Origin of the sequence: uncultured Roseobacter sp. (assembly GCF_947499265.1) — a bacterium.
Classification (GTDB): Bacteria; Pseudomonadota; Alphaproteobacteria; order Rhodobacterales; family Rhodobacteraceae; genus Roseobacter.
Genome location: NZ_CANMNK010000007.1, coordinates 208,992 through 233,906, shown reverse-complemented (window position 1 = coordinate 233,906; position 24,915 = coordinate 208,992). Strand labels below are relative to the sequence as shown.

General features: G+C 58.5%; 31 protein-coding genes. 22 read left to right on the top strand and 9 right to left on the bottom strand.

Features of this window, described 5'->3' with window-relative positions; genetic code table 11:
- Positions 1-62: 62 nt before the first annotated feature.
- From Q1A63_RS19615 to rpmE, 14 genes are all read left to right on the top strand, one after another.
- The gene (locus tag Q1A63_RS19615; RefSeq protein WP_298974758.1) at positions 63-554 is read left to right on the top strand and encodes a hypothetical protein; all 492 of its coding nucleotides are present in this window, start codon (positions 63-65) and stop codon (positions 552-554) included.
- Between the two features lie 196 nt (positions 555-750).
- The gene (gene ffh, locus Q1A63_RS19610) at positions 751-2,253 is read left to right on the top strand and encodes a signal recognition particle protein (protein WP_299632388.1); all 1,503 of its coding nucleotides are present in this window, start codon (positions 751-753) and stop codon (positions 2,251-2,253) included.
- Entirely contained in the window at positions 2,250-2,588 is a 339-nt protein-coding gene (locus Q1A63_RS19605) for an NIPSNAP family protein (RefSeq protein WP_298974755.1), read from the top strand. The genes ffh and Q1A63_RS19605 overlap by 4 nt, the downstream gene beginning before the upstream one ends.
- Positions 2,585-3,166, top strand: coding sequence for a GNAT family N-acetyltransferase (locus tag Q1A63_RS19600; RefSeq protein ID WP_298974754.1), 582 nt, complete (start codon positions 2,585-2,587; stop codon positions 3,164-3,166). Before Q1A63_RS19605 ends, Q1A63_RS19600 begins: the two co-directional genes overlap by 4 nt.
- Entirely contained in the window at positions 3,166-3,684 is a 519-nt protein-coding gene (locus Q1A63_RS19595; protein WP_298974753.1) for a GNAT family N-acetyltransferase, read from the top strand. Before Q1A63_RS19600 ends, Q1A63_RS19595 begins: the two co-directional genes overlap by 1 nt.
- A complete protein-coding gene (locus Q1A63_RS19590; protein WP_298974752.1) occupies positions 3,681-4,283 on the top strand; it encodes a GNAT family N-acetyltransferase in 603 nt (200 codons plus the stop codon). Before Q1A63_RS19595 ends, Q1A63_RS19590 begins: the two co-directional genes overlap by 4 nt.
- Positions 4,276-4,572, top strand: a complete 297-nt coding sequence (locus tag Q1A63_RS19585) for a chorismate mutase (RefSeq protein ID WP_298974751.1) — start codon at positions 4,276-4,278, stop codon at positions 4,570-4,572. The genes Q1A63_RS19590 and Q1A63_RS19585 overlap by 8 nt, the downstream gene beginning before the upstream one ends.
- Positions 4,573-4,620: 48 nt before the next feature.
- Positions 4,621-5,013, top strand: coding sequence for a 30S ribosomal protein S16 (gene rpsP / locus Q1A63_RS19580; RefSeq protein ID WP_298974750.1), 393 nt, complete (start codon positions 4,621-4,623; stop codon positions 5,011-5,013).
- A gap of 99 nt (positions 5,014-5,112) precedes the next feature.
- A complete protein-coding gene (locus Q1A63_RS19575) occupies positions 5,113-5,256 on the top strand; it encodes a hypothetical protein (RefSeq protein ID WP_298974749.1) in 144 nt (47 codons plus the stop codon).
- Positions 5,253-5,759 carry a ribosome maturation factor RimM gene (rimM, locus tag Q1A63_RS19570; RefSeq protein WP_298974748.1) on the top strand — a complete coding sequence of 169 codons (507 nt, stop codon included), beginning with the start codon at positions 5,253-5,255 and terminating at the stop codon, positions 5,757-5,759. Before Q1A63_RS19575 ends, rimM begins: the two co-directional genes overlap by 4 nt.
- 208 nt (positions 5,760-5,967) lie before the next feature.
- Positions 5,968-6,759 carry a tRNA (guanosine(37)-N1)-methyltransferase TrmD gene (gene trmD, locus Q1A63_RS19565; protein WP_298974747.1) on the top strand — a complete coding sequence of 264 codons (792 nt, stop codon included), beginning with the start codon at positions 5,968-5,970 and terminating at the stop codon, positions 6,757-6,759.
- A gap of 129 nt (positions 6,760-6,888) precedes the next feature.
- The gene (locus Q1A63_RS19560) at positions 6,889-7,191 is read left to right on the top strand and encodes a hypothetical protein (protein WP_298974746.1); all 303 of its coding nucleotides are present in this window, start codon (positions 6,889-6,891) and stop codon (positions 7,189-7,191) included.
- Positions 7,192-7,630: 439 nt separating this feature from the next.
- Positions 7,631-8,014 (top strand): 50S ribosomal protein L19, encoded by a 384-nt coding sequence (gene rplS, locus Q1A63_RS19555; protein WP_298974745.1) that lies wholly within the window; start codon positions 7,631-7,633, stop codon positions 8,012-8,014.
- A gap of 11 nt (positions 8,015-8,025) precedes the next feature.
- Positions 8,026-8,247: a 50S ribosomal protein L31 gene (rpmE, locus tag Q1A63_RS19550; protein WP_298974744.1), complete on the top strand. Its 222-nt coding sequence runs from the start codon at positions 8,026-8,028 to the stop codon at positions 8,245-8,247.
- A 147-nt stretch (positions 8,248-8,394) separates the two neighbouring features.
- On the opposite strand, the gene Q1A63_RS19545 is transcribed toward rpmE, so the two are convergent.
- On the bottom strand, positions 8,395-10,245 hold the full coding sequence (locus tag Q1A63_RS19545) for a methyl-accepting chemotaxis protein (RefSeq protein ID WP_298974743.1): 1,851 nt from the start codon (positions 10,243-10,245) through the stop codon (positions 8,395-8,397).
- Positions 10,242-10,541 carry a hypothetical protein gene (locus Q1A63_RS19540; RefSeq protein ID WP_298974742.1) on the bottom strand — a complete coding sequence of 100 codons (300 nt, stop codon included), beginning with the start codon at positions 10,539-10,541 and terminating at the stop codon, positions 10,242-10,244. Before Q1A63_RS19540 ends, Q1A63_RS19545 begins: the two co-directional genes overlap by 4 nt.
- Positions 10,542-10,809: 268 nt before the next feature.
- Here Q1A63_RS19540 and Q1A63_RS19535 point away from each other — a divergent pair, with 268 nt between their 5' ends.
- Entirely contained in the window at positions 10,810-11,619 is an 810-nt protein-coding gene (locus tag Q1A63_RS19535; protein WP_298974741.1) for a division plane positioning ATPase MipZ, read from the top strand.
- A 147-nt stretch (positions 11,620-11,766) separates the two neighbouring features.
- On the top strand, positions 11,767-12,600 hold the full coding sequence (locus Q1A63_RS19530) for a spondin domain-containing protein (protein ID WP_298974740.1): 834 nt from the start codon (positions 11,767-11,769) through the stop codon (positions 12,598-12,600).
- 21 nt (positions 12,601-12,621) lie between these two features.
- Here Q1A63_RS19530 and Q1A63_RS19525 read toward each other — a convergent pair whose 3' ends face one another.
- Positions 12,622-13,089 (bottom strand): MarR family transcriptional regulator, encoded by a 468-nt coding sequence (locus Q1A63_RS19525; RefSeq protein ID WP_298974739.1) that lies wholly within the window; start codon positions 13,087-13,089, stop codon positions 12,622-12,624.
- A 136-nt stretch (positions 13,090-13,225) separates the two neighbouring features.
- Here Q1A63_RS19525 and hmgA point away from each other — a divergent pair, with 136 nt between their 5' ends.
- The 4 genes from hmgA (at position 13,226) to Q1A63_RS19505 (ending at position 16,821) form a co-directional block, all read left to right on the top strand.
- On the top strand, positions 13,226-14,518 hold the full coding sequence (gene hmgA, locus Q1A63_RS19520) for a homogentisate 1,2-dioxygenase (RefSeq protein WP_298975003.1): 1,293 nt from the start codon (positions 13,226-13,228) through the stop codon (positions 14,516-14,518).
- 225 nt (positions 14,519-14,743) lie between these two features.
- Positions 14,744-15,997, top strand: coding sequence for a fumarylacetoacetase (gene fahA, locus Q1A63_RS19515; protein ID WP_298974738.1), 1,254 nt, complete (start codon positions 14,744-14,746; stop codon positions 15,995-15,997).
- Positions 15,998-16,093: 96 nt separating this feature from the next.
- Complete coding sequence (locus tag Q1A63_RS19510; RefSeq protein ID WP_298974737.1) at positions 16,094-16,609, top strand: DinB family protein; 516 nt, start codon at positions 16,094-16,096, stop codon at positions 16,607-16,609.
- Entirely contained in the window at positions 16,606-16,821 is a 216-nt protein-coding gene (locus tag Q1A63_RS19505) for a hypothetical protein (protein ID WP_298974736.1), read from the top strand. Before Q1A63_RS19510 ends, Q1A63_RS19505 begins: the two co-directional genes overlap by 4 nt.
- Here the strand turns inward: Q1A63_RS19505 and Q1A63_RS19500 are convergent.
- Positions 16,818-17,210, bottom strand: a complete 393-nt coding sequence (locus Q1A63_RS19500; RefSeq protein WP_298974735.1) for a RidA family protein — start codon at positions 17,208-17,210, stop codon at positions 16,818-16,820. The two genes, Q1A63_RS19505 and Q1A63_RS19500, sit on opposite strands and share 4 nt — an antisense overlap.
- 945 nt (positions 17,211-18,155) lie before the next feature.
- On the opposite strand from Q1A63_RS19500, the gene Q1A63_RS19495 reads away from it, so the two are divergent.
- Both Q1A63_RS19495 and Q1A63_RS19490 read left to right on the top strand, forming a co-directional pair.
- Positions 18,156-19,820: an ABC transporter substrate-binding protein gene (locus tag Q1A63_RS19495; protein ID WP_298974734.1), complete on the top strand. Its 1,665-nt coding sequence runs from the start codon at positions 18,156-18,158 to the stop codon at positions 19,818-19,820.
- A gap of 81 nt (positions 19,821-19,901) precedes the next feature.
- On the top strand, positions 19,902-20,390 hold the full coding sequence (locus tag Q1A63_RS19490; RefSeq protein WP_298974733.1) for a DUF2165 domain-containing protein: 489 nt from the start codon (positions 19,902-19,904) through the stop codon (positions 20,388-20,390).
- On the opposite strand, the gene Q1A63_RS19485 is transcribed toward Q1A63_RS19490, so the two are convergent.
- The 5 genes from Q1A63_RS19485 to boxB all read right to left on the bottom strand — a co-directional run bounded on the left by Q1A63_RS19485 (position 20,374) and on the right by boxB (position 24,908).
- Positions 20,374-21,033, bottom strand: coding sequence for a 3-hydroxyacyl-CoA dehydrogenase family protein (locus tag Q1A63_RS19485; RefSeq protein WP_298974732.1), 660 nt, complete (start codon positions 21,031-21,033; stop codon positions 20,374-20,376). The two genes, Q1A63_RS19490 and Q1A63_RS19485, sit on opposite strands and share 17 nt — an antisense overlap.
- Complete coding sequence (locus Q1A63_RS19480; RefSeq protein ID WP_298974731.1) at positions 21,030-21,920, bottom strand: helix-turn-helix transcriptional regulator; 891 nt, start codon at positions 21,918-21,920, stop codon at positions 21,030-21,032. The genes Q1A63_RS19485 and Q1A63_RS19480 overlap by 4 nt, the downstream gene beginning before the upstream one ends.
- Positions 21,921-22,033: 113 nt before the next feature.
- Positions 22,034-23,230, bottom strand: a complete 1,197-nt coding sequence (gene boxA / locus Q1A63_RS19475) for a benzoyl-CoA 2,3-epoxidase subunit BoxA (protein WP_298974730.1) — start codon at positions 23,228-23,230, stop codon at positions 22,034-22,036.
- Positions 23,227-23,370: a hypothetical protein gene (locus Q1A63_RS19470; protein WP_298974729.1), complete on the bottom strand. Its 144-nt coding sequence runs from the start codon at positions 23,368-23,370 to the stop codon at positions 23,227-23,229. Before Q1A63_RS19470 ends, boxA begins: the two co-directional genes overlap by 4 nt.
- An 86-nt stretch (positions 23,371-23,456) precedes the next feature.
- Positions 23,457-24,908 carry a benzoyl-CoA 2,3-epoxidase subunit BoxB gene (boxB, locus tag Q1A63_RS19465; RefSeq protein ID WP_299632387.1) on the bottom strand — a complete coding sequence of 484 codons (1,452 nt, stop codon included), beginning with the start codon at positions 24,906-24,908 and terminating at the stop codon, positions 23,457-23,459.
- Between the last annotated feature and the right edge of the window lie 7 nt (positions 24,909-24,915).

The following is a 24,915-nucleotide window of genomic DNA, read 5'->3' as shown; positions in this document are numbered from 1 at the left end:
GCGCCATTTTTTTGTGCCGGAACGGCCCAGAAAACACCAATATCATCTGCATCTCTGCGGGCATGAAAATCTTGATCGACACTCCGGACCGGCTGGTGATTGAAAGTCGACCTATTCTGCTGTCACTGGCATTGGTGGCCATGATTTTGGTCCTGCTTTACGCCGCGTTTTCGGCTTATTCGGCCGAGGAAATCGGCAAGGCATTTTTTATCCTGGTGATCACAATTGTATTGATGGGGCCTTCCCTGTGGTTCGCGGTCGAACGGGTGCAGGTGGTCTTTGACCGACGCGCGCAAACCTGCAGCCTGCACAAGCGTCGAATGTCAGGGGATGAGCGCCAGACCCATCCACTATCCGATGTGACCCGGGCAATGATCCAGACCCGCAAAGGCGATCATGACAATGCTGACACGCACCGCATAGCACTTGTGCTTGGCGCAGACCGGTTGGAAAAACGACACGGGCTGACGCAAAGCTATCGCAGCGGCCCGCAAGCGGAAAAGGTCGTTCAGCGCATCAATGCCTGGCTTGACTCCGCAAGGCCCAAAGCCTAAACGCCGTTACAACATCCGGAAGCTTTGATCTTCCGGTCCCGAACCATTCGGGATCGCCCTCCGTCAGCGCGTTGCGCCCACGGGGGCAAAGCCATTTGGTTTTGCCCTCTTGCGAAATGACGCCGGGCATTTGTGCATTAATCGCATGCCCCTTACATCAGGGGTATCGCAACCGAACCAAAGGGGGCCATGGCCCATGTTTGAAAATCTGTCCGAACGCCTCTCCGGCGTCTTCGACCGCCTGACGAAACAGGGTGCGCTCTCCGAAGAAGATGTCGCAACCGCCCTGCGCGAAGTACGTGTCGCCTTGCTGGAGGCTGACGTTTCGCTGCCCGTGGCGCGTGATTTTGTCAAAGCGGTTCAGGAAAAAGCCACCGGCCAGGCGGTCACCAAATCGATCACCCCCGGTCAGCAGGTCGTCAAGATCGTGCATGACGCGCTCATCGACGTGCTGAAAGGCGAAGGCGAACCGGGTGCCCTGAAAATCGACAACCCGCCCGCGCCGATCCTGATGGTCGGCCTGCAAGGCTCCGGCAAAACCACCACGACGGCGAAACTGGCCAAACGGCTCAAGGACCGCGACGGCAAGCGCGTGCTGATGGCGTCGCTTGACGTCAACCGTCCCGCCGCGATGGAGCAATTGGCGATCCTGGGCGTCCAGATCGGTGTGGACACCCTGCCGATCGTCAAAGGCGAGGATCCCGTCGCCATCGCCAAACGGGCCAAGACGCAGGCGGGTTTGGGCGGCTACGACGTCTATATGCTCGATACCGCGGGCCGCTTGCACATCGATCAGGAATTGATCGCGCAGGCCGCGGCCGTGCGCGACGTGGCCAACCCGCGTGAGACCCTGCTGGTGGTCGATGGTCTGACCGGTCAGGACGCGGTCAATGTGGCCACCGAGTTTGACGACAAGATCGGCGTCTCCGGCGTCGTGCTGACACGGATGGACGGCGACGGGCGCGGCGGCGCAGCGTTGTCGATGCGGGCTGTCACCGGCAAACCGATCAAATACGTGGGCCTCGGCGAGAAGATGGACGCCATCGAGACCTTCGAGCCTGAGCGCATCGCGGGCCGCATCCTTGGCATGGGCGATATTGTTGCGCTGGTTGAGAAGGCGCAAGAAACGCTCGAGCTGGAACAGTCCGAGCGCATGATGAAGCGCATGGCCAAGGGGCAGTTCAACATGAACGACCTCAAGATGCAGCTGGAACAGATGCTGAAGATGGGCGGCATGCAGGGGATGATGGGCATGATGCCGGGTATGGGCAAAATGGCCAAGCAGGTGGAAGATGCCGGCTTTGACGACAGCATCCTGCGTCGCCAGATCGCGCTCATCCAGTCCATGACCAAGAAAGAGCGGGCCAATCCGCAGATCCTGCAGGCCTCGCGCAAAAAGCGGATCGCCAAAGGCGCGGGACTTGAGGTTTCCGAATTGAACAAGCTTCTGAAGATGCAGCGCCGGATGGGCGACATGATGAAGAAGATGGGCAAAATGGGCAAAGGTGGCATGCTCAAACAGGCCATGAAGGGGATGATGGGCAAGGGCGGCATGGACCCCGCGCAGATGGATCCCAAACAGCTTGAAGCGGCAGCCAAGGCCATGGGGGGTAAGCTGCCCGGCGGTCTGGGCGGCCTCGGTGGTGGTGGCGGCATGCCCCTGCCCCCGGGATTGTCAGGGTTCGGCAAGAAGAAATGATCACCTGCACGCTCACATACCGGATCGACCCCTATCAGGTGGACGCATTCGAGACCTACGCCAAGGTCTGGATCCATTTGGTGACCCGGATGGGCGGCACGCATCACGGCTATTTCCTGCCGCACGAGGGCGCAAATGACCTGGCATGGGCCATGTTTTCCTTCCCGTCGCTGGCCGCATACGAAGCCTATCGCGCCGAGATGGCCGAGGATAGCGAATGTCAGGCGGCTTTTGCCTTTGCCGCCAAAACCAAGTGCATTCTGTCTTACCAGCGCAGCTTTACCCGCCCAGTGCTGCAGGGCGCCACCCCCTCCGAGCTGGGGTTGATCGCATGAACACCTTGCCATGTGAGACACCATCCATCGGTGCCGCGGCGGCATTGGCCGCAAATTTCCAATCGCTTGTACCGGTTCTGGAAACCGACCGGCTGTGCCTGCGTGCACCTCATATTGGCGATTTCAAGTATTACGCCGAGATCACAGTGGGCCCCCGTGGTCAGCATATCCTTGAGGACCCGACCCGCGAGGCGGCCTGGTACGACTTCACGCAGATGATCGCGGGGTGGACCCTGCGCGGCCATGGTCTGTGGACCGTGGAACTGAAATCAGACGGTACCGTTCTGGGGTTTGTCTTGCTTGGGTTTGAGCCGGGCGATCACGAAGCCGAGCTTGGTTTCATGCTGCGCGCGGTTGCAGAGGGCAAAGGGTATGCCCGCGAAGCAGCACTCGCCGCGCGCGACTACGGCTATGCGGTGCTGGAAATGCCAACGCTTGTCAGCACAATCGAGCCTGCAAATACACGGTCCTGCAAACTGGCCGAACGCCTTGGCGCGCGCCGCGATCTAAAGGCCGAAGCGGCCATGCCAGACGACATTCTGGTTTATCGGCATCCGGCCCCGGAAGGGCGGGTATGATGACAGAGTTTCCAATGCTCGAAACAGAGCGCCTGATCCTGCGCGGCCCCCAACCGTCTGATGCGGAAGCCTTCATGGCATTCTACCGGACGGACCGGTCGCAATACACCGGCGGGCCGATGACCGACCGGCAGGCTTGGAACTTCTTTGGCACTGAAATCGGTCACTGGGCCATTCGCGGCTTTGGCATGTTCATCGTCACCCGCAAGGGATCGGATGATCCTCTTGGCATCGTCGGGCATTGGTATCCCCATGGCTGGCCGGAAAAAGAAGTGGGGTGGGTCCTCTTTGACGCCGCCAGCGAAGGTCAGGGCATCGCGCGCGAGGCCGCAGAGGCCTGCATTGCGCATGCCTGGACTGTGCTCAAGTGGGATACGATTGTCAGCTACATCCACCCCGAAAATGCTGCGTCAATTGCATTGGCGGAGCGTCTCGGAGCGACACTTGACCGCGAAGCCCTGCAGCCCAAGCCCGAAACACCCGGGCTGGTCTACCGTCATCCGAGGGCATCCGCATGAGCACGCAGATCCCCAAGCTGGAAACCAACAGGCTGAGCCTGCGCGGCCCGGAGCCCAAAGATTACCCGGACTTCAAGGCAACGTTTACCAGTTACCGCGCGCGGTATATGGGCGGCCCCCTGAACGCCTATGAAGCGTGGATGCTCTATGCGGCAGAGATCGGCCATTGGCAGATCCGTGGCTATGGCATGTGGATGATCCACGACAAAACCAGCGATGAGACCTATGGCATGGCGGGCGCCTGGAAACCCGCAGCCTGGCCAGAGGCTGAAATCGCCTGGGTGATCTGGCCGGACAAGGCTGGCCATGGCTACGCGCTGGAAGCCACACATGCGGTGCGCGATTACCTATACGCCCAGAAGGGCTGGGAAACAGCGGTGAGTTACATCGATCCCAAGAACCTCGACAGTATCCGGCTCGCCGAACGTCTCGGCGCGGTCAAGGACCATGACGCCGCGACCATTGATGGCAATGATGCCGTTTACCGCCATCCGGCCCCTGCCGATCTCAAGGGATCGCAGCTGGCGCATGGCATCGAAATGGAGATCAGCCACTACGCCGATCCTCTCTTCAAACCGAAAGGATGGGCCATTGACTGATGTTGTCACCCGCGCCGCCGCGGTGCTGAAAGAACACCGCGCCTCCATCGACAGGCTCGATGCGATCCTCGTCTATACGCTGGGCGAGCGGTTCAAGCACACACAGGCTGTGGGGAAACTCAAAGCCGAACACGACCTTCCCCCGTCCGATCCTGCGCGCGAAGCCGCACAGATCGAGCGGCTCGAAGATTTGGCGAACCGGGCTGATCTGGATCCGGAATTCGCCAAGAAGTTTCTCAACTTCATCATCGCTGAAGTGATTCAGCACCATCAAACACACCAATCATAGGATGGATTGAAATCCACCTTACCTACTGAACGTAAAAGGAAATACACAATGGCTATGAAAATTCGTCTCGCCCGTGGCGGCTCCAAAAAACGCCCGTTTTACCGTATCGTTGCTGCAGACAGCCGCATGCCACGCGATGGCCGCTTCATCGAAAAGCTGGGCACCTATAATCCGCTGCTGCCAAAAGACAGCGAAGAGCGGGTGAAAATGGATGTTGAGCGCGTTCAGCACTGGCTGGGCCAAGGCGCACAGCCCACAGATCGAGTCGCGCGCATGCTCGAAGCGGCTGGCCTGAAAGAGAAAGCCGAGCGCAACAACCCCAACAAAGGCACGCCAGGCAAGAAAGCCCAGGAACGCGCCGAAGAGAAAGCGGCAAAAGCTGCAGCACCTGCGGAAGAAGCACCTGCCGAGGAGGCTCCTGCAGCAGAAGGCGCCGAGTAATCGGAGCTTTTTGAGCGGACCAGCCCATAGGCTGGACAAGAACGGCGCCGCGCTCTTTCATGGGGCCGGCGCCTTTTTCACACCACGTTCGGAGCGATCATGTTCAGACCCATTCGAACCCTGATCCTGATCGTCGTTGCATTTGTAACCGGCATATTCTTTGAACGGGCGGCACATCGCGACGCCTGTGTTGATCGGGGCGGTGCAATGTCGGAAGGTTTGTGTCTGGGAGCAGAGGAATGAGCGAAGACAGAATCTGTGTCGGTGCCATCGGGGGCGCCTATGGCGTGCGCGGCGAACTGCGCATCAAGAGTTTTTGCGCTGTTGCCGAAGACATCGAAACCTACAGCCCGCTGACCTCGGAAGATCAGGGGCAAACCTTCCATCTGGCGCTGATCCGGCCGATCAAAAACGGCTTTGTCGCGCGCATTGCCGAAGTTGCCACGAAAGAGGCCGCTGATGCCTTGAAAGGCGTGCAGCTTTTTGCCAGCCGCGATCAGCTGCCGAGCTTGCCGGATGATGAATACTATCACACCGACCTCATCGGGCTGGACGTTTTGGACACGGGTGGCACCATGTTGGGACGCGTCAAAAATGTTCTGGATCACGGGGCGGGTGACCTGTTGGAAGTACAACGCCCCGGTTCATCGGAGACTGTACTACTTCCTTTCACGCTTGCCGCTGTCCCAACGGTCGACCTCGGCGCAGGACGCATTGTCGCGGATCCGCCTGATGGGTTGTTTTGACCCTGCTGCTCGATCGTCGCTTCCTCGGGCAAACCCTTCGTCTGAGAGCGTGAGAAATCAACCTGCAGCACCAAATGAATACGACCGATCCCGCCATTTAGCTGATTTCACGCGCGCGACAAAGAAGAGACAACAGATTACGACAGGGGTTCGCCCCTTGTACCCACCGGGACAAAAACCGAATATGGGTTCAGCAGATGGGACAAAAATGAGCGACACCCCGAAATCTCACGGTCGCAAGACCATTCGGCCAACACTGCAACCACGGTCATTGATGGATACGGGCGCAGAACTGGCAGGCGTCTGGCAAGCGCGCATTGTCACGCTCTTTCCGGATGCGTTTCCCGGCGTGCTTGGGTTGTCGCTAACCGGAAAGGCGTTGCAGGAAGGCCGTTGGCAATTGCACACGCATGATCTGCGTGATTTCGGGATCGGCAAGCACCGCAATGTTGACGATACGCCTGCCGGGGGTGGCGCGGGCATGGTATTGCGCGCGGATGTCGTTGGACCTGCTCTCGCCGCCGCGCAATCTCACGCGCGCGGGCGTTGGCCGATATTCTATATGTCGCCACGCGGGCGGCCGTTTGATCAGGCGATGGCGCGTGATCTGGCGCGATGTGATGGTGTGACCCTGCTTTGTGGCCGTTTCGAAGGGGTCGACGAACGCGTGATTGAGCATTTTGACATTACGGAAGTGTCCTTGGGTGATTTCGTGATGACGGGCGGTGAATTGGCCGCGCAGGCCATGATCGATGCGACGGTACGGCTGCTGCCGGGTGTGTTGGGAAATGCGCAAAGCACCGTGGAAGAGAGCCACGCGAATGGCCTTCTGGAGCATCCGCAATACACCCGCCCGGCAATATGGGAAGATCGCGCAATCCCGGATGTCTTGATGTCGGGCAACCATGGCGACATCGCGGCATGGCGCCGCGCACAGTCGGAAGCACTGACCAAACAACGGCGTCCCGATCTTTGGGAGAAGGCGCGAGACGAGCCCTAGGCGCGGGGCGCTGTCTTTCGAGACTGGTTAACAAGCCCCAATATTGCCGCAAATTACGATCAATTTGACTAAGTTTCGTCAAAGTTTCTAACGACACTCTCCCAAAGTGAAAGTCTGGGGAGATGTCACATGTTGAGACTGTTCAATACACTAAACACCGCAAAGCATGACCGCATCATCGCGACGTCTGCCGAAAAGTTTTCGCGCTTTGAGCCGCGCCATGTGCGCGAAACCCTATCCGAGGACGTCGTTATCCCGGTCCAGCCAGCACGCCAAACGCCTGCACCTGTTGCCGCTTACCGCCCGGCTTCTCTTGCTGCTAAAAGAGCTGAGCCCAAATTCGACGATGCAGCGCATCTGCATTCTGAGGCACGCGTTTCTGTCGCCGTCTTGCGCCGTGCCCTGCCGATACGATTTGCCGAAATCGCGTGATGTAGCGCCCAATCGGTAGAGCGCCCGCCGGGCGTCGAGAGGTTTTCGCGACACCCCTCTGAAAGCCAAAAAAGCCGTTCCTGAAGGCAACAGCATTTGTTTTCTTTCTAGCATGGGTCTCCTAACCGAGATCTTCATAAGCGCTCGGAAACATGGTGATCAGGCCTGATCATCGGTATGCGTTTAGTCTTGATCTCATTGAATTTCCCCCCTATACCGCGCGAGTTCGGAGTCGCAACGGCGGCTCGGGACCCGTTTCTTATGTGCTGACGGGTGGGTTGCGCTGTCACCTATCGAACGCCCAGAAGACGGACAAAACCAGGAATGACGTTTGAACCCTCCCGGCGGGCGCGATACGCGGACCCGATGACAGACCGGAAGCTCTGAGACGCGGTAAATCTTCGTGGACAAAACCACGAGCATCATAGGAGACGATCAGATGGATCTGATTGCAGAACTCGAAGCGGAACAAATCGCCGCTCTTGGGAAAGATATTCCCGATTTCCGCGCTGGCGATACGGTCCGCGTTGGATTTAAAGTGACTGAGGGCACCCGCACCCGCGTGCAGAACTACGAAGGTGTTTGCATCTCGCGCAACAACGGGCATGGCATTGCCGGGTCGTTCACCGTGCGCAAGATTTCCTTTGGCGAAGGTGTGGAACGTGTTTTCCCGCTGCATTCGACAAACATCGACAGCATTACGGTTGTACGCCGTGGCCGCGTGCGTCGTGCCAAGCTCTACTATCTGCGCAGCCGTCGTGGCAAATCCGCACGGATCGCCGAAAACACTCACTACAAGCCCAAATCGGGCGCCAGCGCGTAAGGACCGGTCTCATGAAAGCCGATACACATCCCGAATACCACACGATCAACGTCAAGATGACCGACGGCACGATCGTAGAAATGAAGTCGACCTGGGGCAAGGAAGGCGATCAGCTTTCTTTGGATATTGATCCTTCCGTGCACCCCGCATGGACTGGCGGAACATCGCGCCTGATGGACACCGGTGGCCGCGTGTCCAAGTTCAAGAACAAATACGCAGGCCTGGGCTTCTAAAGACCCGCCGGATCTAACGAACACGGGCTGCACTTTTTCGGTGCAGCCTTTTTTGTCCCCTAAGACCGTTCCATTGTATCCGATTGCCTGCTGCTGCCTCTGTACAAACGAGGCATATCGTCTTAGCAAATGAACATCTTGGTCCGCTCAAAACTCTTCCCAACCGGAATCAAGATCCTCTTCCGGTGGCGCAAGAGCCGCATTTCCCTCGAATAGTCTCGCGGCGGGCGCATTGCGTTCCATCTGGGCTACAGACGGCACTTCCGTTTCCCTAGCCCTGTCGTGAACGGGCGCATCGACGGCCCGATGCCCACCCATCTCAAAACGCCCCAATGTCGTCTGAAGTAACCCGGCCTGCTTTGCCAAAGAATGGGTCACAGCATTGGATTCTTCAAACATCGCGGCATTTTGTTGCGTGACATTTTCCAATTGCACCATCGCATCATTGGTTTGCGAAATACTAAGCGATTGCTCTTCCGCAGACACCTTGATTTTTGCTACAAAAGATGAAATCTCCCCAACCGCCGCGTTGATCTTACTGATGGCGACACCTGTGTCACTGACCAATTGCACCCCGGTTGCCACCTGTTTTTCACTGTTCTCGATGAGGCTGCCAATTTCGCGAGCAGCCTCTGACGAGCGTTGAGCAAGCTCGCGCACTTCGGACGCGACCACCGAAAACCCACGGCCCTTGTCGCCGGCGCGAGCGGCTTCAACTCCCGCGTTTAACGCGAGAAGATTTGTCTGAAACGCAATGTCCTCAATAACATCGACAATTTTGCTGATCTTGCCGGACGACTCCTCGATTTCACCCATTGCCTGCACGGCGTTTCGCACGATTTCATCAGATGAATCGGCGCTCGTCTTCGCCGTCCGCACGATCTCATCTGCCTGTTGTGCGCTCTTCGCGGATTGCTGTGAATTCACTGCGATCTGGGAAATCGCAGCGGTCGATTCTTCGAGTGTTGCCGCTTGGGATTCGGTGCGTTTTGCCAAAGATTCGGCGGCTGCCTCAACAGATCCAACGTCATCGTTGATGATGCCAGCATTGTGCTGGACGGCCCCAATCGCCTCCCGCAGCTCTGACACCGCTTTGTTAAAGTCTGCTCGCAGGTCTTCGTATTTCTGGGGCAGTGGCGTATCGATCTGCTTGGACAGATCGCCGTTTGCGAGGTGTTTGAGCGCAGTGCGGAGTGTTTCCACCACTGCCCGCTGATCCCGCTCGATCACGGCACGTTTCTCACGCTCTTCCAATTCAAAGGCGCGGGCTTTCCGGTCAGCTTCGATTGCTTCGGCCGTGCCAGCCTCCGCCTTCGCGCGGGCCTCAAGCGCCTCTTTCTGCGCCTCTTTGGTGTCGCGCAACGCGGTTTCCGCCTCAAGACGCGCCGCTTCGGCCGCCGCCAATGCGGTGCGCGTCTCCGCAGCCGATGCCTGCGCCTCTTTGCTTTTCGCGACACTGTTGGCCAAGGCGCGGTTGCGGGCACGCAATGCGGTCCACAGGAAAGCCGCCTCGACGACGACGATGACACCATGCACCGCAGTCCGCTGCAGGTTTTGCGCCAGATCGAAAGACGGGTAGACCATGGAGGGCAGGAACAGGGACAGACCAAGGTGATGCGCGGCGATGGCCCCGGCAGCAACCAGAATGACAATCGGTTCCGACATCACCATACACACCGCCAAAACGGCAAAGAAAATCATATGGCTGTCGATCTGCCAGGGATGCCCCGACAGCGCGGCAGTTATGCAAATCGCCTGGCCGACCAGCCCCAATGCGACAAATATGCGCCCATGCACCGTTTGCATTTTCGCGCCCGTCAACGCGACGATGGCAAAAAATGCAGCCATTGCACCCACGATCAAGAGCGGCGTTTGGGCGAGCATTGCGGCACCAAGTGACACCGGCACCAGCGCAATGCTTCCCAAGGCAAGGCGCATCGGGGATGTGTCCGGCTTCTCCTCCAGCACATCGTTACTCTCGTTCGCTACCACATTCATATTGCAACTCCACACAACAACGCGAATTGTCTGCCATCCAGGACAAACCAAGCGCCATCTGATTTCAACGTGTCGGGAAAGTCCGGGTTATCCGAGATGGCCAAGGCCCCCAAAAGCGCCGTTTCCGGACCAAGAATTCTGCCGCCAGACTGCTGGATCAACGCCGCACGCCCCCGTTCGTTCGGCGAAATAACCAGCACGATTTCTCCGGGAACCGGCTTGGCATTGGCCAGCACAATGGCAGGCCCCGCGAGCAGTGCGACAGTTAAAACAAATGCATATGCAATTACTGGCATGGCAGCTCCAAATTCATCGGAGCGTTCATATCGGTCACTGGTTTACAATCAGCTAAGGGAAATCAGCGATTTCTGACCTCACAACACCTGTCGGGTCATACCATCCGCTTGCCCTTGCCCGCAGATCGTCACGCGCTCCAAAACATCTGAATTGCCGCAAAACAGCGGTAGATTCAGCCTCTGTACACCTTCCCAAATCTCGAAACCCAACATATAGTGCCTGCCAATAGAAAGCCGCATAAAGCAGCTGGGGCAAAGGATCGGGCACATGGCGCATATTATCGTCGTCGGGAATGAAAAAGGCGGCGCGGGGAAGTCTACTGTCTCCATGCATGTGGCGACGGCGCTTGCGCGCATGGGACACAAGGTCAGCGCCCTCGATCTGGACCTGCGCCAGCGCACCTTTGGGCGCTATACCGAAAACCGGAAATCCTTTCTCAAAAAAGCCGGGCTGGAGCTCGCAAGTCCAAGCACGCACGAGTTGCCCGAGATATCAGCTGACAGCCTGAAGCCCGGTGAAAACATCTATGATCATCGCCTTTCGGCGGCGGTGGCCTCGCTGGAACCGGACAATGATTTCATCCTCATCGACTGCCCGGGGTCGCACACGCGCTTGAGCCAGGTGGCGCATTCGCTGGCGGACACGTTGATCACCCCTCTCAATGACAGCTTCGTGGACTTCGACCTGCTGGCCCGGACGGATTCTTCTGGAGACGAAATTCTCGGCCCTTCGGTTTATTCGGAAATGGTCTGGAACGCGCGGCAGTTGCGGGCACAGGCCGGCCTCACCCCCATTGACTGGATCGTGGTGCGCAACCGCATGGGGGCGCAGCGCATGGTCAATAAGGAAAAGATGGAACGTGCGATCAAGAACCTGTCCAAACGCATTGGATTTCGCATTGCACCCGGGTTTTCCGAACGCGTCGTCTTCCGTGAGCTATTCCCGCGGGGTCTGACCTTGCTCGACCTCAAGGACATTGGGGTAAAACAGCTCAACATCTCTAACGTGGCAGCCCGGCAGGAGCTGCGTGACCTGATGAAAGCCTTGGAACTGCCGGGCGTTTCGGTCGATTTCTGATCCTGCCAACTCACGGAAATTTCAGTTTTTTTCACAACCCCGGTAGGCACGCTGGTGTCACGCAGGTGTGAGTATAAGGTGATCAGACCTTGCTCCTAAGGTGCCGCAGCTTCTCCATTCGGAGAGCTCATCTGACAGGAGTGAAAAATGAGATTTGTATCCAGAAACCTTTTGGCTCTGGCCGTAACTGCCATGGGCGCGACAGTCGCCTTTTCGGCGCAGGCGACCACCCTCCAGATCACCGTGACGAACAATCAGGCTCCCGGTGGTCTGTCGATTACACCGCTCTACACCGCATTACACGACGGGAATTTTGATGCCTTTGATCTGGGGGGTACGGCCTCGCCCGGGCTGGAACTGATTGCTGAAACGGGAATGCCCTCCGCAATTGCCGCGGAGCGCCGTGCGATCGATGGGGATTCCCAGCCGCTGGTCCTGGCGTCGCCTAATGGTCCGCCGCCGGTACAACCTGGCGAACGCGTGTCCGGCATCCTCGAGGTGAACGCGTCCGAGGCGCTCTATTTCACCTTCCTGTCGATGCTTTTGCCCTCCAACGACCATTTCATCGGTAATGATGATCCGCTGGCCTATCAGATCTTTGACGCAGCCGGTAACTTCACGGGCAACCGCACGATCAACGTCACCGGTGCGCAAATCTACGACGCAGGCACCGAAGCCAACGGGCTTGAAGGCGCTGCCTTCATTCAGGGCGTCGACATCGAGGACAGCCCGACCGGCGAAGGGTCTATCCAGCAGGGCCTTTCGCTGTCGGATGAGCTTTTTGGAGAAGGCGTGCTGCTTGCAACAGGCGACACACTGAACCCGGCGCTGATCGATTTCACTTCGAACCCAGGCGCCTTCAACCTGCTGACCATCCAGATCACTGAAGTTGCGCCGGTCCCCCTGCCCGCAACCGCGCCGCTGCTGCTGGGCGCATTGGGCTTCATGGGGTGGCGTCACCGTCGCAAAACCCGCAGCTAAACCACCACGCGAAAGGCCTGTTCAGGGGCCTTTCGCCTTGTCCACCGGGGGCATTTGCGCCAGCAACCGCAATGCCTTGCGCAGCGTTTCGAGGTCAGCCGGGTCAAACTGCCCGCTCAGCGTCTCGTCATAGGTTCGGGCAACTTCCCGCAGGTCTTTGTATGCCGCCTGCCCGCGCGCTGTCAGGCCCAGATGTTCCACCCGACGATCGCTTTCGTCACGGCTGCGGGTCAGGAACCGTCGCTCCGCCAACCGATGCACCGCGCGGCTGATCTTGGTCTTGTGCATTTTCGCGGCGGTCCCGATCTCAACCGCTGTCATGCTGCCATAGAGCCCCAGATGGAACAGCACCCGCCACTCCGTCCGCAACATCCCATAACGGTCCTTGTACACCTGCTGAAACTCAAGGCTGCTGACCTCCGCTGCCTGATTGAGTAGATAGGGCAGGAAATCCTGTAAATCGAAGGTGTCATTTTCGGGTGTCGTCATTGGGATCCCTTGTTAGTTACAAAAACAACTATTACAAGCGCGCAGGTCTTTGGCAAGGGAGCGCGCAGTGAATAGACAGGTGACACCAACAGGTTTAACGCAAGCAGCCAGCGGTGCAGGCACGGTTGCTGGCTACATGCCCGGGTTTGGCAATGATTTCGAGACCGAGGCGCTGCCCGGGGCTTTGCCGCAAGGGATGAATTCACCGCAAAAGGTGAACTACGGCCTCTACGGCGAGCAGCTTTCAGGGACCGCTTTCACCGCACCCAGCCATCAGAACGAACGCACCTGGTGCTACCGCATCCGCCCCTCGGTCAAGCATTCGCACCGCTATGAAAAGATCGATCTGCCCTATTGGAAATCCGCGCCACATATCCCCGAGGATGTCACCTCTCTGGGGCAATACCGCTGGGATCCGGTGCCGCATGGCGCGGCAGAGATGACCTGGCTGACGGGCATGCGCACCATGACAACGGCGGGCGATGTCAACACGCAGGTCGGCATGGCCAGCCATATCTATCTGGTCACGGCCTCCATGGTGGACAGCTATTTCTACTCCGCCGACAGCGAATTGCTGGTGGTGCCACAAGAGGGACGTCTGCGGTTTTGCACCGAACTGGGTGTCATCGACATCGCGCCGCAGGAAATCGCGATCCTGCCACGCGGTCTGCTCTACCGGGTCGAAGTGCTGGAGGGGCCGTGCCGCGGCTTTGTCTGCGAGAACTACGGTCAGAAATTCGAACTGCCGGGCCGTGGCCCCATCGGTGCGAACTGCATGGCGAACCGTCGCGACTTCAAGACACCGGTTGCAGCCTTTGAGGACCGCGAAACCCCCTCCACCGTGACGATCAAATGGTGTGGTCAGTTCCATGAGACCGAGATTGGTCACAGCCCGCTGGATGTGGTCGCCTGGCACGGAAACTACGCGCCGGTGAAATACGATCTGCGCACCTACTGCCCGGTCGGCGCGATCCTCTTCGACCATCCCGACCCGTCGATCTTTACCGTGCTGACCGCCCCCTCTGGTGTGGAGGGCACCGCCAACATCGATTTCGTGCTCTTTCGGGACCGTTGGATGGTGGCTGAAGACACGTTCCGCCCGCCGTGGTACCACAAGAACGTCATGTCGGAACTGATGGGCAATATCTACGGTATCTATGACGCCAAACCACAAGGATTTGTGCCAGGCGGTATGAGCCTCCACAATATGATGCTACCCCATGGCCCCGACAAGAACGCCTTTGACGGCGCCTCCAACGCCGAACTGGCGCCCGAATACCTCGCCAATACGATGAGTTTCATGTTCGAGACCCGCTTCCCGCAGCACCTGACAGCATTTGCCGCGAAGGAAGCGCCGCTGCAGGACGACTACATCGATTGTTGGCGCGATATTGAGAAAAAGTTCGACGGAACGCCCGGGAAGAAATAAGTACTGTGCATGAACACTGCACTTGTTGACCTCCTCTTCTGGATCGGCGTCTTCGTCGCCTTTTTCTTTTTGTTCCGCTGGCTTCAAGCCCGCAAGAAGCGCGGAGACACCCCAAAGGATGACTGAAAGGTTTCCGGTTTTCATTGAAACAGATCTCCCGAAATGCCCCTTCGACTACAGACTGAGGCAGGTATTTCAAGGGACTTCAAATCGGGACCGCCCCAGATGCCACTGACAAAAAGCTGGGTTGCCAGCGCGAATGATCCCGATACGCATTTCCCGCTGAACAACCTGCCGTGTGGCGTCTTCTCCAACGACCCGCATGACGCGCGCTGTGGCGTCGCCATTGGCGATCAGGTGCTGGACATGGCAGCGGTTGAAGCTGCGGGCCTGATCAGGCTGAGCGAAGAGCCGGTCTTTGATCTGCCCTTCTGGAATGACGTGATGGAGTTGGGCCCCGATGCCTGGCAAAAGCTACGCAACCGGCTCACTGAATTGCTGAAAGAATACGCGCCGGAACAAGCCATGATCGCACCGCATTTGGTGCCCATGTCTCAGGTCCGCCTGCACATGCCGCTGGTCGTCTCCGAATACACTGACTTTTACGCGGGACGGCATCACGCCACCAATGTCGGCACCATGTTTCGCGGCGCTGAAAACGCGCTCCCACCCAACTGGCTGCACATCCCCATCGGCTATAATGGCCGCGCCAGCACTGTCGTCGTCAGCGGGACGGAGATCCGCAGACCCTCAGGCCAGACCAAGGCGCCAGATGCCGACCTGCCCGCTTTCGGTCCCTGCCAGAAGCTCGACATCGAATTGGAGATGGGTGCGGTCGTCGGCATGTCGACGCAAATGGGACAACCGATTTCTGTGGCCGAAGCCGATCAGATGATCTTTGGCTATGTGCTTTTGAACGACTGGTCCGCGCGTGACATCCAGGCCTGGGAATACCAGCCGCTTGGGCCCTTTCAGGCCAAGGCCTTTGCCACCTCCATCAGCCCGTGGATCGTGACCACCGCCGCGCTGGATCCCTTCCGCACCTCCACGCCGGAACGCGAGAAAGACCTGCTGCCTTATCTGCAGGAACCGCGGCCTATGTTGTTCGACATCGACCTTGCGGTACTGATTGAACCGGATGGTGGCGCATCGGAGGTGATCGCGCGGACCAACTACAAGGAAATGTATTATTCCGCCGCACAGCAACTGGCACATCATGCATCATCGGGTTGCGCGATGAACGCAGGTGATCTTTTGGGATCGGGCACGATATCAGGCCCCGAGAAAGATCAGCGCGGTTCGCTGCTGGAGCTGAGCTGGGGCGGCGAGAAACCGATTGCCTTGCAGGATGGCACAACGCGCTGCTTCATCGACGACGGCGACACGCTGACATTGACCGGGCATGCACAAGGAGACGGCTATAAAGTGGGCTTTGGCGCCTGCACCGGCAAAATCCTGCCCGCAATCGACTTTCCGTAGAGCCACCACCGCTTTCGCCGACAAAAAACTCTGCACGCATGGGGGGACCTGTTAGGGTCGCTAAAAGACAATTGACTTCTTCAAGAAGAGGCAAGGATGGTCGAAGCTTTCAAAACCATGGCGGCCAACAACGCCTGGGCAAATGCGACACTCTTTGGCGCTGCAACACGGCTGCCGGAGACCGCCGCCCATGATCCCGCGCCGGGGTTTTTTCCGACCCTCAGCAGGACGCTCAATCACATCCATGAGGTCGACCTCTATTATCTGGACGCAATTGAGCAGAAAGGACTGGGGCGGGCGGTCTACCGGCGCGACGACATCCCAGCCATGGCTGATCTCGCAGAGGCGCAGGCGAAACTTGATGCAAGGCTGATCCGGTTTTGCGCCAAATTGACTCCAGAGATGCTTTTGGAAATGCGCCCGACAGAACGCCACGAAGAAACGGTTCACGAAGAGGTTCAGGCCCTTCTGCTGCATCTCTTCCAGCATCAGGTCCATCACCGCGGGCAGGCGCATGTTCAGCTGCACGCCCTGGGCATTGACCCGCCACAGCTTGATGACTTCCACCTGCGATATGATCGCGCCTTGTCAGCCCAGGTTTACTGGCAATGAGCAAATACGGCCCCGACAAGAAAGAACTGCAATTCCGGCTTTATGTTTCCATCGCCGGTCTGATCCTGATGATCGGCGCCATTGCATATCGGGGCATGCCTCAGGGGCCTGCGATGTTCGAGACCCTGGGGATTGCCGGGGCGTTTTTCGGCGGCACATTCGTGTGGACGCTGAAAAAACTGATCCGCAAGGAGTATTCTAGAGAAACCTAGGGCGTCATCGCGGCCCAAACCTCAACCTCAACAACAAACTCGGGCCGGGTAAAGCCGGACACGATCATGAGGGTCGAGGAGGGCAGCACCTCCACCTCTGCCAAAAAAGCATCCCGCGCCCGCATATAGCCCGCCATATGCGCTCGATCGGTGACAAAGGCGCTCACATGGCAGACCTGCGCCGCCCCCATGCCCGCCTCACCCAGAATGGCCAGGATATTCGCAAAACAGATCTTGGCCTGCGCTTCCGCCCCGTCCGGGACAGAGCCATCCCGCGCCAAACCCAACTGGCCCGATGTGCGCACCACGCGTGCGCCCGCAGGCAATTCCACGCCATGAGAATAGCGAGCAAAGGGCGGCGCGATGCTGCTGGGCAAAAGAGATTTCATTGGCCTCTCCATCTATCTGAGCCACTTGATACTTGCCGATGCACGCCCGGTTTGAAACTGCAAATCATCCTTTCTGACACAGGTGGTTCGCAGGGCCGCTTGTTGATTTCCTTGAAGTGGAGCCTTTGGGATAACCTCCATTTCCGGCAAAATCAGAAACGATTGGCCCGCCGTTGCGGCGGCACTCGCCGCTGCTGAGGTCATGGATACGCCTGTGCTTGTCAAAAAAGCGCAGCCGCGATTTCTTCAGGGACAGCCCGAACCTGAATGCGGAGCTGAAAAGCTGTTTTGGCGATCTGGTGACACGTCCAAAACACCCGATGAAATGGGCATGTGCTGCAGCCCGTAGTACGCCCATCGTTATCCGTAGCGGCGGCACCGGCAACTATGGGCAATCGACGCCATTACCCAGGCGAAATTAAGGGGCGCGCGCGGTTTTAAAAGAAGATTCGATGACCAGGCATCTCCTCCAAAACCAAACCATATCCACCCAAATCGGGCGGATTGCCGTTGAATAAAAAAACAAGCAGGAAAAAAATTTCAAACCGCTTTGATTGCCTTTTTTGGCTTTTTTTGGACTGATCCGTATCAAGAACTGGCCAGATGGCTGCCAAATTCCCGCGCGCGATCAAGGTGCAAGAGCGACACTGACTGTTCAAAATGCGCCCCCAACAGCAAAATTTGCACCTGCCCTTCCCGCATCGGGCACATCAAGCCACGCGCCGATCAGAAATGGACATACGCGATCCAGGCGTTTCACTGTTCGGGCCTCCCCGCCTCAGGGGGTCTTGTGACGCTCCGATGGGGTTGACGCCACAAGCTCTAGCAATGACACTCCAGCCGTCCTCGAGAGGACGCCAAGAAAGCAGAACAACTGCATCACCACTCCGGAGCAAGAATCCGGCACTGCGCGCGACGATGCGCGCACCAACAGAGAGGAAGAAAATGACATTTTTCACACGCACCGGCAAACCTTTGCCGAAGACGGTCGTGGAGTCCGCCGCGAAGGTCGGCACGGACCCGGTAAATCGTCGCGAATTCCTGGCCATGGCGAGCGCGTTCGGCGCCACAGCGGCCACTGCCTATTCCATGATCGGCATGGCCGCACCTGCGCGCGCGGATGGCCATCAGACCGGCGGCACCGTCCGCTACCAGCAAGAAGTGCGCGCTTTGAAAGACCCGCGCACCTATGACTGGTCACAGATCGCCAACTACAGCCGCGGCTGGCTGGAATATCTGGTCATCTACGAAAATGACGGCACATTCACCCCCGCGCTACTGGAAAGCTGGGAAATCAACGACAACGCCACCGAATACACGCTGAACGTTCGCAAGGGCGTGAAGTGGAACAACGGCGACGATTTCACTGCCGAAGACGTGGCCCGCAACATCACCGGCTGGTGTGACAAGGCCCTTGAAGGCAACTCGATGGCGGGCCGTTTCGGTGTTCTCATCGATGAGGCCTCAGGCCAGGCCATCGACGGCGCCATTACAGTTGTAGACAGCCACACCGTCAAACTGGCCCTGCCGCGCCCTGATATCTCACTGATCCCTGGCATGGCGGACTACCCGGCGGCGATCACGCCTGCGGGCTTTGATGCGGCCGCCATGATGGACAATCCCATCGGCACCGGCCCTTACCTACCAGAATCGCTCGAAGTTGGCGTAAAAGGCGTAATCGTCAAGAACGAAGAGCACACATGGTGGGGCACCGAGGTCTTCGGCGGACCCTACATGGATCGGATCGAATACATCGACTACGGCACAGACCCCTCTGCCTTTGTGGCCGCGGCTGAAGCTGAAGAGATCGATGCGCTTTATTCCATCGAGGGCGACTTTATCGACATCTTCTCCACCCTGGACGGCTGGGTTGAAAACTCCATCGCTACAGCGGCGACCATTGTGATCCGTCCGAACCAACTGGCCGAAGTGGATGGCGTAAAACCTTATGAAGACAAGCGCGTGCGTCAGGCCTTGTCCATGGCGGTGGACAATGCGGTGCTGCTGGAACTGGGTTATGGCGGTCGCGGCCTTGAAGCCGAAAACCACCACGTAGGTCCGATGCATCCGGATTATGCCGAATTGCCCGCCCGCACGGTCGACCCCGCAGCCGCCAAGGCGCTGATGGATGAGGCCGGCATGGGCGATTATGAGCACGAGCTCTTCTCCATTGACGACGCCTGGCGCAAGGACACCACCGATGCGGTGGCAGCACAGCTGCGCGACGCAGGCATCAAGGTCAAACGGACGATCCTGCCCGGCTCCACATTCTGGAACGACTGGACGAAGTATCCCTTCTCCTCGACCAACTGGAACCACCGTCCGCTGGGCGTGCAGATCTGGGCGCTGGCCTATCGCTCCGGCGAGGCCTGGAATGAATTCGGCTGGTCCAATGCCGAGTTCGACAAGATGCTCGATGTCGCGCTGGCAACGGCGGACGTGGAAGAACGCCGCAAGCTGATGAAAGACATGCAGGCGCTGATTCAGGAAGAAGGCGTGACGATCCAGCCTTATTGGCGGTCGCTCTACAACTTCACCAAGGAAGGGCTTGTGGGTGCCGGCCACCACATCGCGTTCGAGTTCCATCCGGCGCGTGTCGCCTGGACCTGATCCGGACCACATGACAGGGGGTCGCGCGCTGCGCGGCCCCTTTTTTCTTGTCTGTTTTCCGAAGCACCAAGAGGATTTGACATGGACACTGTATTATTGCTGGCACAGGCCATTGCCACGGGGTTGATCGCATCGTGGCTGACATTGGGACTGCGCGATAATCTGCTTTATCCCTCAGTGAACGAAACATACACCGCCGAAGTCCTGGCCATGACCCGCATGCGCGAAACCTACCCGGACGCCTTCAAGGAGGTCGCACACCGGGCCATATCAGATCGCAAACTTCAAAGGGGTGCTTTTCGCCTGGTGATCCTGGTCGAAGGGCTCGCCTGTGCCCTTCTTTGGGTCGGGACCATCGGGTTGCTGATGGGAAGTATCGGGACCGCAACACCCGAAACAGGCCGGGCTTTGGCGCTGTTGGGTGCCACCAGCTTTACCGCTGTCTGGGCCGGGTTTCTCATCGTCGGAAACCATTTTTGCTACTGGTTCTGTCATGAAGACGCGCAAAATACGCATTACCAGATGACGTTATGGGGCCTCGCAACCATGGTGCTCATCTGCCAGAACTGATCTGGCTTTCCGCGCCGAAAAACGCGCCCAGATTGGCCTGCGTCTGCCGGAGACATCGCGCAGGCCAGGACATCCGTTCGAAGCACCTTGTCACCTCTGCCTGACCCAGAAACGCGACATGGTTCAACACACCGCCCGATCCTGGGGGAAATCCAACCGCATCAATGCTGATCTGATCGATGCGCGCGTGTTCCGCGCCCTGCGCCAAAAGCGCAAGCGCCGATTGCGTCATGCCCATGATGACACGTTCAACCAAAACCGCATCATCCAGATCCTGACGTGTGACACCGGCAAACCACGCCTCCTCCCGCAAAAGGTCTTCGACCAGCGGATCAATGACCAGCCCGCCACCGCCCGGATAGCGGTACCAGCCAACTCCCACACTGCGCCCCAGCCGGCCCTCGGAGACCATGCGGGGCAGGATGGGGATAATCCGTTCATTCGTGCCAGCCTGCGGACCTGCGCGCCGGGCAAGGCCGACGTCCAACCCCTCCAGATCCTGCGCTTCGCAGACGCCAACGGCAAACCCATGTGCCACCATCGCGGCATCCAGTTCCCAGGGGTTGGTGGCATCCATCAGCAGGGTTTCCGATGCCGCGCGCGCGCCCTCTGTCAGCGCAAGAGCGATCGCCGCATCCTTCACTCTGCAGACACCTCAAGAAACCCCCGCGAGGCGATGATCTTGACCAGATCGTTCAATGACGCGGAGACTGAACGGTTCGACGTGTTGATCTCAGCCTCCGCTTGCTGGTAGAGCGGCGTGCGCGTCTGCAGCAGCAGCTTCAACTGTTCCATCGCGGCGGGATTGCCCTGCATCGGACGCAAATCTCCCTGCGCTCGCACGCGTTGCATATGCTCCGCGGGCGAGGTGCGCACCCAGATCGTATGACAGCGCTCCAGAACCTGCCCGAATGTCCCCTCTTCGGCCACAAGCCCGCCAGCGACCGCCAGGATCATCTTGTCATGTGCACCGATCACGCGGGTGATTGCCTCGGCTTCCAGCGCGCGGTAGCCATCCTGGCCATAAAACGCCATGACCTCCGAAAGCGGCATCCCGGTGTGCTGCTCAATCTCTCTGTTCAATTCGATAAACGGTATCTTCAGCGCGTCGCCCGCAAGCTTACCCAAGGTGGATTTCCCGGCCCCGCGCAGCCCGACAAGACATATCCGGCCCGCCCGCAGGGTTGCTGGATTCTGAGGGGCAAGCAGCCCCCGCACCTGTTGTTGCAGCTCCCGCGGCGCATGACGGTAGAGCGTTGCGACACGCTGCACCTCGCGATCCCAGGGCGCCGTTTCCGACAACAGCGTTTCGATTTTCACATCAAGCGCTGTTGCAATCCGCTGCAAAAGGCTGATGGAAATATTGCCTTCTCCCGCTTCCAGCTGTGCCAGATATCTCGGCGAGACACCCGATTTTTCCGACAGCAACCGTCTCGGCAGCCCCTGCGCTTTGCGGATATCGCGCACACGCGTTGCAAGGCGCTTGATCAGCAGCGCCGCAGGATCCGGGGGGACAATCTCATCGGTCATCAAACAATCTTGGTCCAAATGTGAATAATAATGCAAAGCCTAGCCTTCGGAGGTTCGAAATCAACGGCATCAGATAGCAATTGCGCACTATCACGCATCATCTTTCGTCGATCTCAATAGGTTTCGACATGATATCGTCCGTCGTCGCGCATCTGATCGCGCAGCGTGGACCAATCGATATCGGCGGCTGACGCGATATCGCGCATCGCCTCTTCGACACCTTCCTCCATCGCTTTCAGCCCACAGATATAGATATGGGCCGCGTCCGATTTCAGCATCTCGGCGACCGTATCCGCCTGCGCGCGCAGCCTGTCCTGCACGTATTGCTTGGGCGCGCCTTCCTGTCGACTGAACGCAAAATCCTTGCGCATGAAACGATCCGGTACCTTCTTGAGCGGTCCGAAATAGGGCAGATCACGCGGGGTACGCGCGCCAAAGACCAGCGTCAGACTGCCCTCCAGGCCGGGCATTTCGCGTTGCCGTCGCATGGTGAACCCTCGAAACGGCGCCGACCCGGTGCCGGTGCAGATCATCAGCAGGTGCGCATTTGGATCGGAGGGCAGCAGGAAGGTCGAGCCAAAGGGACCCGTGATCTGCACATCGTCATCTTTTTCCAGATCGCATATATAGTTCGAACACAGGCCGTTCTCTTCGCGCTTTACGGTCAGCGAGACGTTGTTGAACCCCGGTCGCTCACCATCGCGGGGGCTGGAAACGGAATAGAGCCGCGGCAGGTGCGGATTGCCCGCATCATCCGTCCCCGGGGCAATGACGCCGATGCTCTGTCCCTCCAGCACGGGAAACGGCAGCGCGCCCAGATCAAGGATGATGTGGCGTACATCGCTGTCGCTCTCGGGGTCCGTCAGGCGGTAATTCCCCTGCACCTTGGCGGTCGCCGGGTTGCCGAGATTATAGAGGTTAATCGTGGGTTTCGACGCCGACGCAGGCGCTTTGGCACGCCCCCCCGCCCCTTTGTGCGCCTCAGTAAGCAATGCGGCAATGGCATCATCATGCGCCTCGATGCCATCGTCTTCGGCCTCTGCATCCAGCGCGATGTCTTCCTGCTCAGGCAGTTCTTCGAAACCGTATTGCTGGTCCAGCGAATAGGGCGTTTCAACAACCCGCCATTCATCAATGGAGCCGGTGGGACACACCGGGATACAGTCCATGCAGAAATTACAGGTGTCGGGGTCAACGACGACATTATTGTCGTCATGCTGGATCGCGCCAATCGGGCACGTCATTTCGCAGGTGTAGCAGCGGATACAGATTTCGGGGTCGATCAGGTGCTGTTTTACGGGTTTGTTCATGGGCTGGCGGAGGATCTTTGCAGCACCACATCCGGAATAAAGGCGAGGTCATAGATCTCGCGGCACAAGCCTTTGCAATCGGTGCATCCGAGGCAGTTCTGTTTTGGCGTTGCGTATGTCTTGGCGGTTTGGGTCTGCATGGGTCCGGTCTCCTTTGAAAAACAAGGTCACTGGCGGTGACGCGGGCCAGTTTCACTGGCCCGCAGGGCGGTTGCTTTGATGTGGATCAAGCCATGTGCAATTGCACATATTCGAAATCGCCGGGTTTATTGTCGATCCCGACCTTCGGTGCGGCAATCCACGAGGCATATTTTCCCGGCTCGTAACAGGGCACCATCAACGACTGGATGAAGTCCCCGTCTGCCTTGGTGGGAAGCCATTCGTTGCGGCGCTTTTCCCATTCCCCTGCCGAAATGATGTTGCCATCGGGGTCCACCGCCACGGTCGAAAACACGCCGATTTGCCGATGAAACCCTTCATGCGGGAGCTTGAGTTCATAGTCGACCCCGGCCCTGGCAATGGCCTTGTTCCACCGGCCAACCCCACCCGCAGCGTCGCGCACGTAGTCATCCCGCAGCCGCATGTTGATGGCGGTCAGTGCTGGCACGTCTTCCGTCACAATCGCCCCGTCCTTGATGGATGTGACCGCATAGGTATCGTTTTGCAGCTTGTGATCATCATCGATCCGCTGCTCCATGTACCGCCCCTTGATCCCGGCGTTGAACGCATTGGCAGCATTGGTGGAGACTTCCTGCCCAAATAGATCGAGGCTCAATGTATAGTGCAGGTTCAGCTTTTTCTGGATGGTCGGCAGATCGATGACGCCGAGATCGCGGATCTTGTTGATGTCGTAGGGGTCGGTGATCCCGTGTTTGTTCATCGCTTCCAGCGTGGCCTGAATGGTGCGGCCCACGCCCGTTTCCCCCACAAACATATGATGCGCTTCTTCGGTCAGCATGAAACGGCAGGTGCGGCTGAGCGGGTCGAACCCCGATTGCGCGAGGCTTTCCAGCTGCATCTTGCCGTCCCGGTCAGTGAAATAGGTGAACATGAAGAACGACAACCAGTCCGGCGTTTCCTCGTTGAACGCGCCCAACATCCGCGGGGCTTCCTCGGACCCCGACGAGCGGACCAACAGATCATCGGCTTCTTCACGACCATCGCGGCCAAAGTATTTCTGCAGCAGATAGACCATCGCCCAGAGGTGGCGACCCTCCTCGACATTGACCTGAAAGAGATTGCGCATGTCATAAAGCGAAGGGGCGGTCAGGCCCAGAAACCGCTGCTGCTCCACCGAGCCCGGCTCGGTATCGCCCTGAATGACGATCAGGCGCTTGAGCATGTTGCGATATTCGCCGGGAACCTCCTGCCACGCGGTCTCCCCCATATGTTCGCCCATCGGGATCTTGCGCTCTTCGACGGCAGGGGCGAGCAGAACACCCCAGCGGTATTCCGGCATCTTCACGTAGTCGAATTTGGCCCAGCCCTTGGGGTCGACGCTGACAGCGGTGCGCAGATAAACCATCGAGTCCTGGAAATTCTGGGGGATCAGGTCGTTCCACCAGTTGATATAGCCCGGATGCCACTTTTCCAGAGCTTTCAGCACTTTCTTGTCAGAGCTCAGGCCGACATTATTGGGAATTTGGCTGTCGTAGCTGACATTGATCAGATCAAGCATTTTGTCC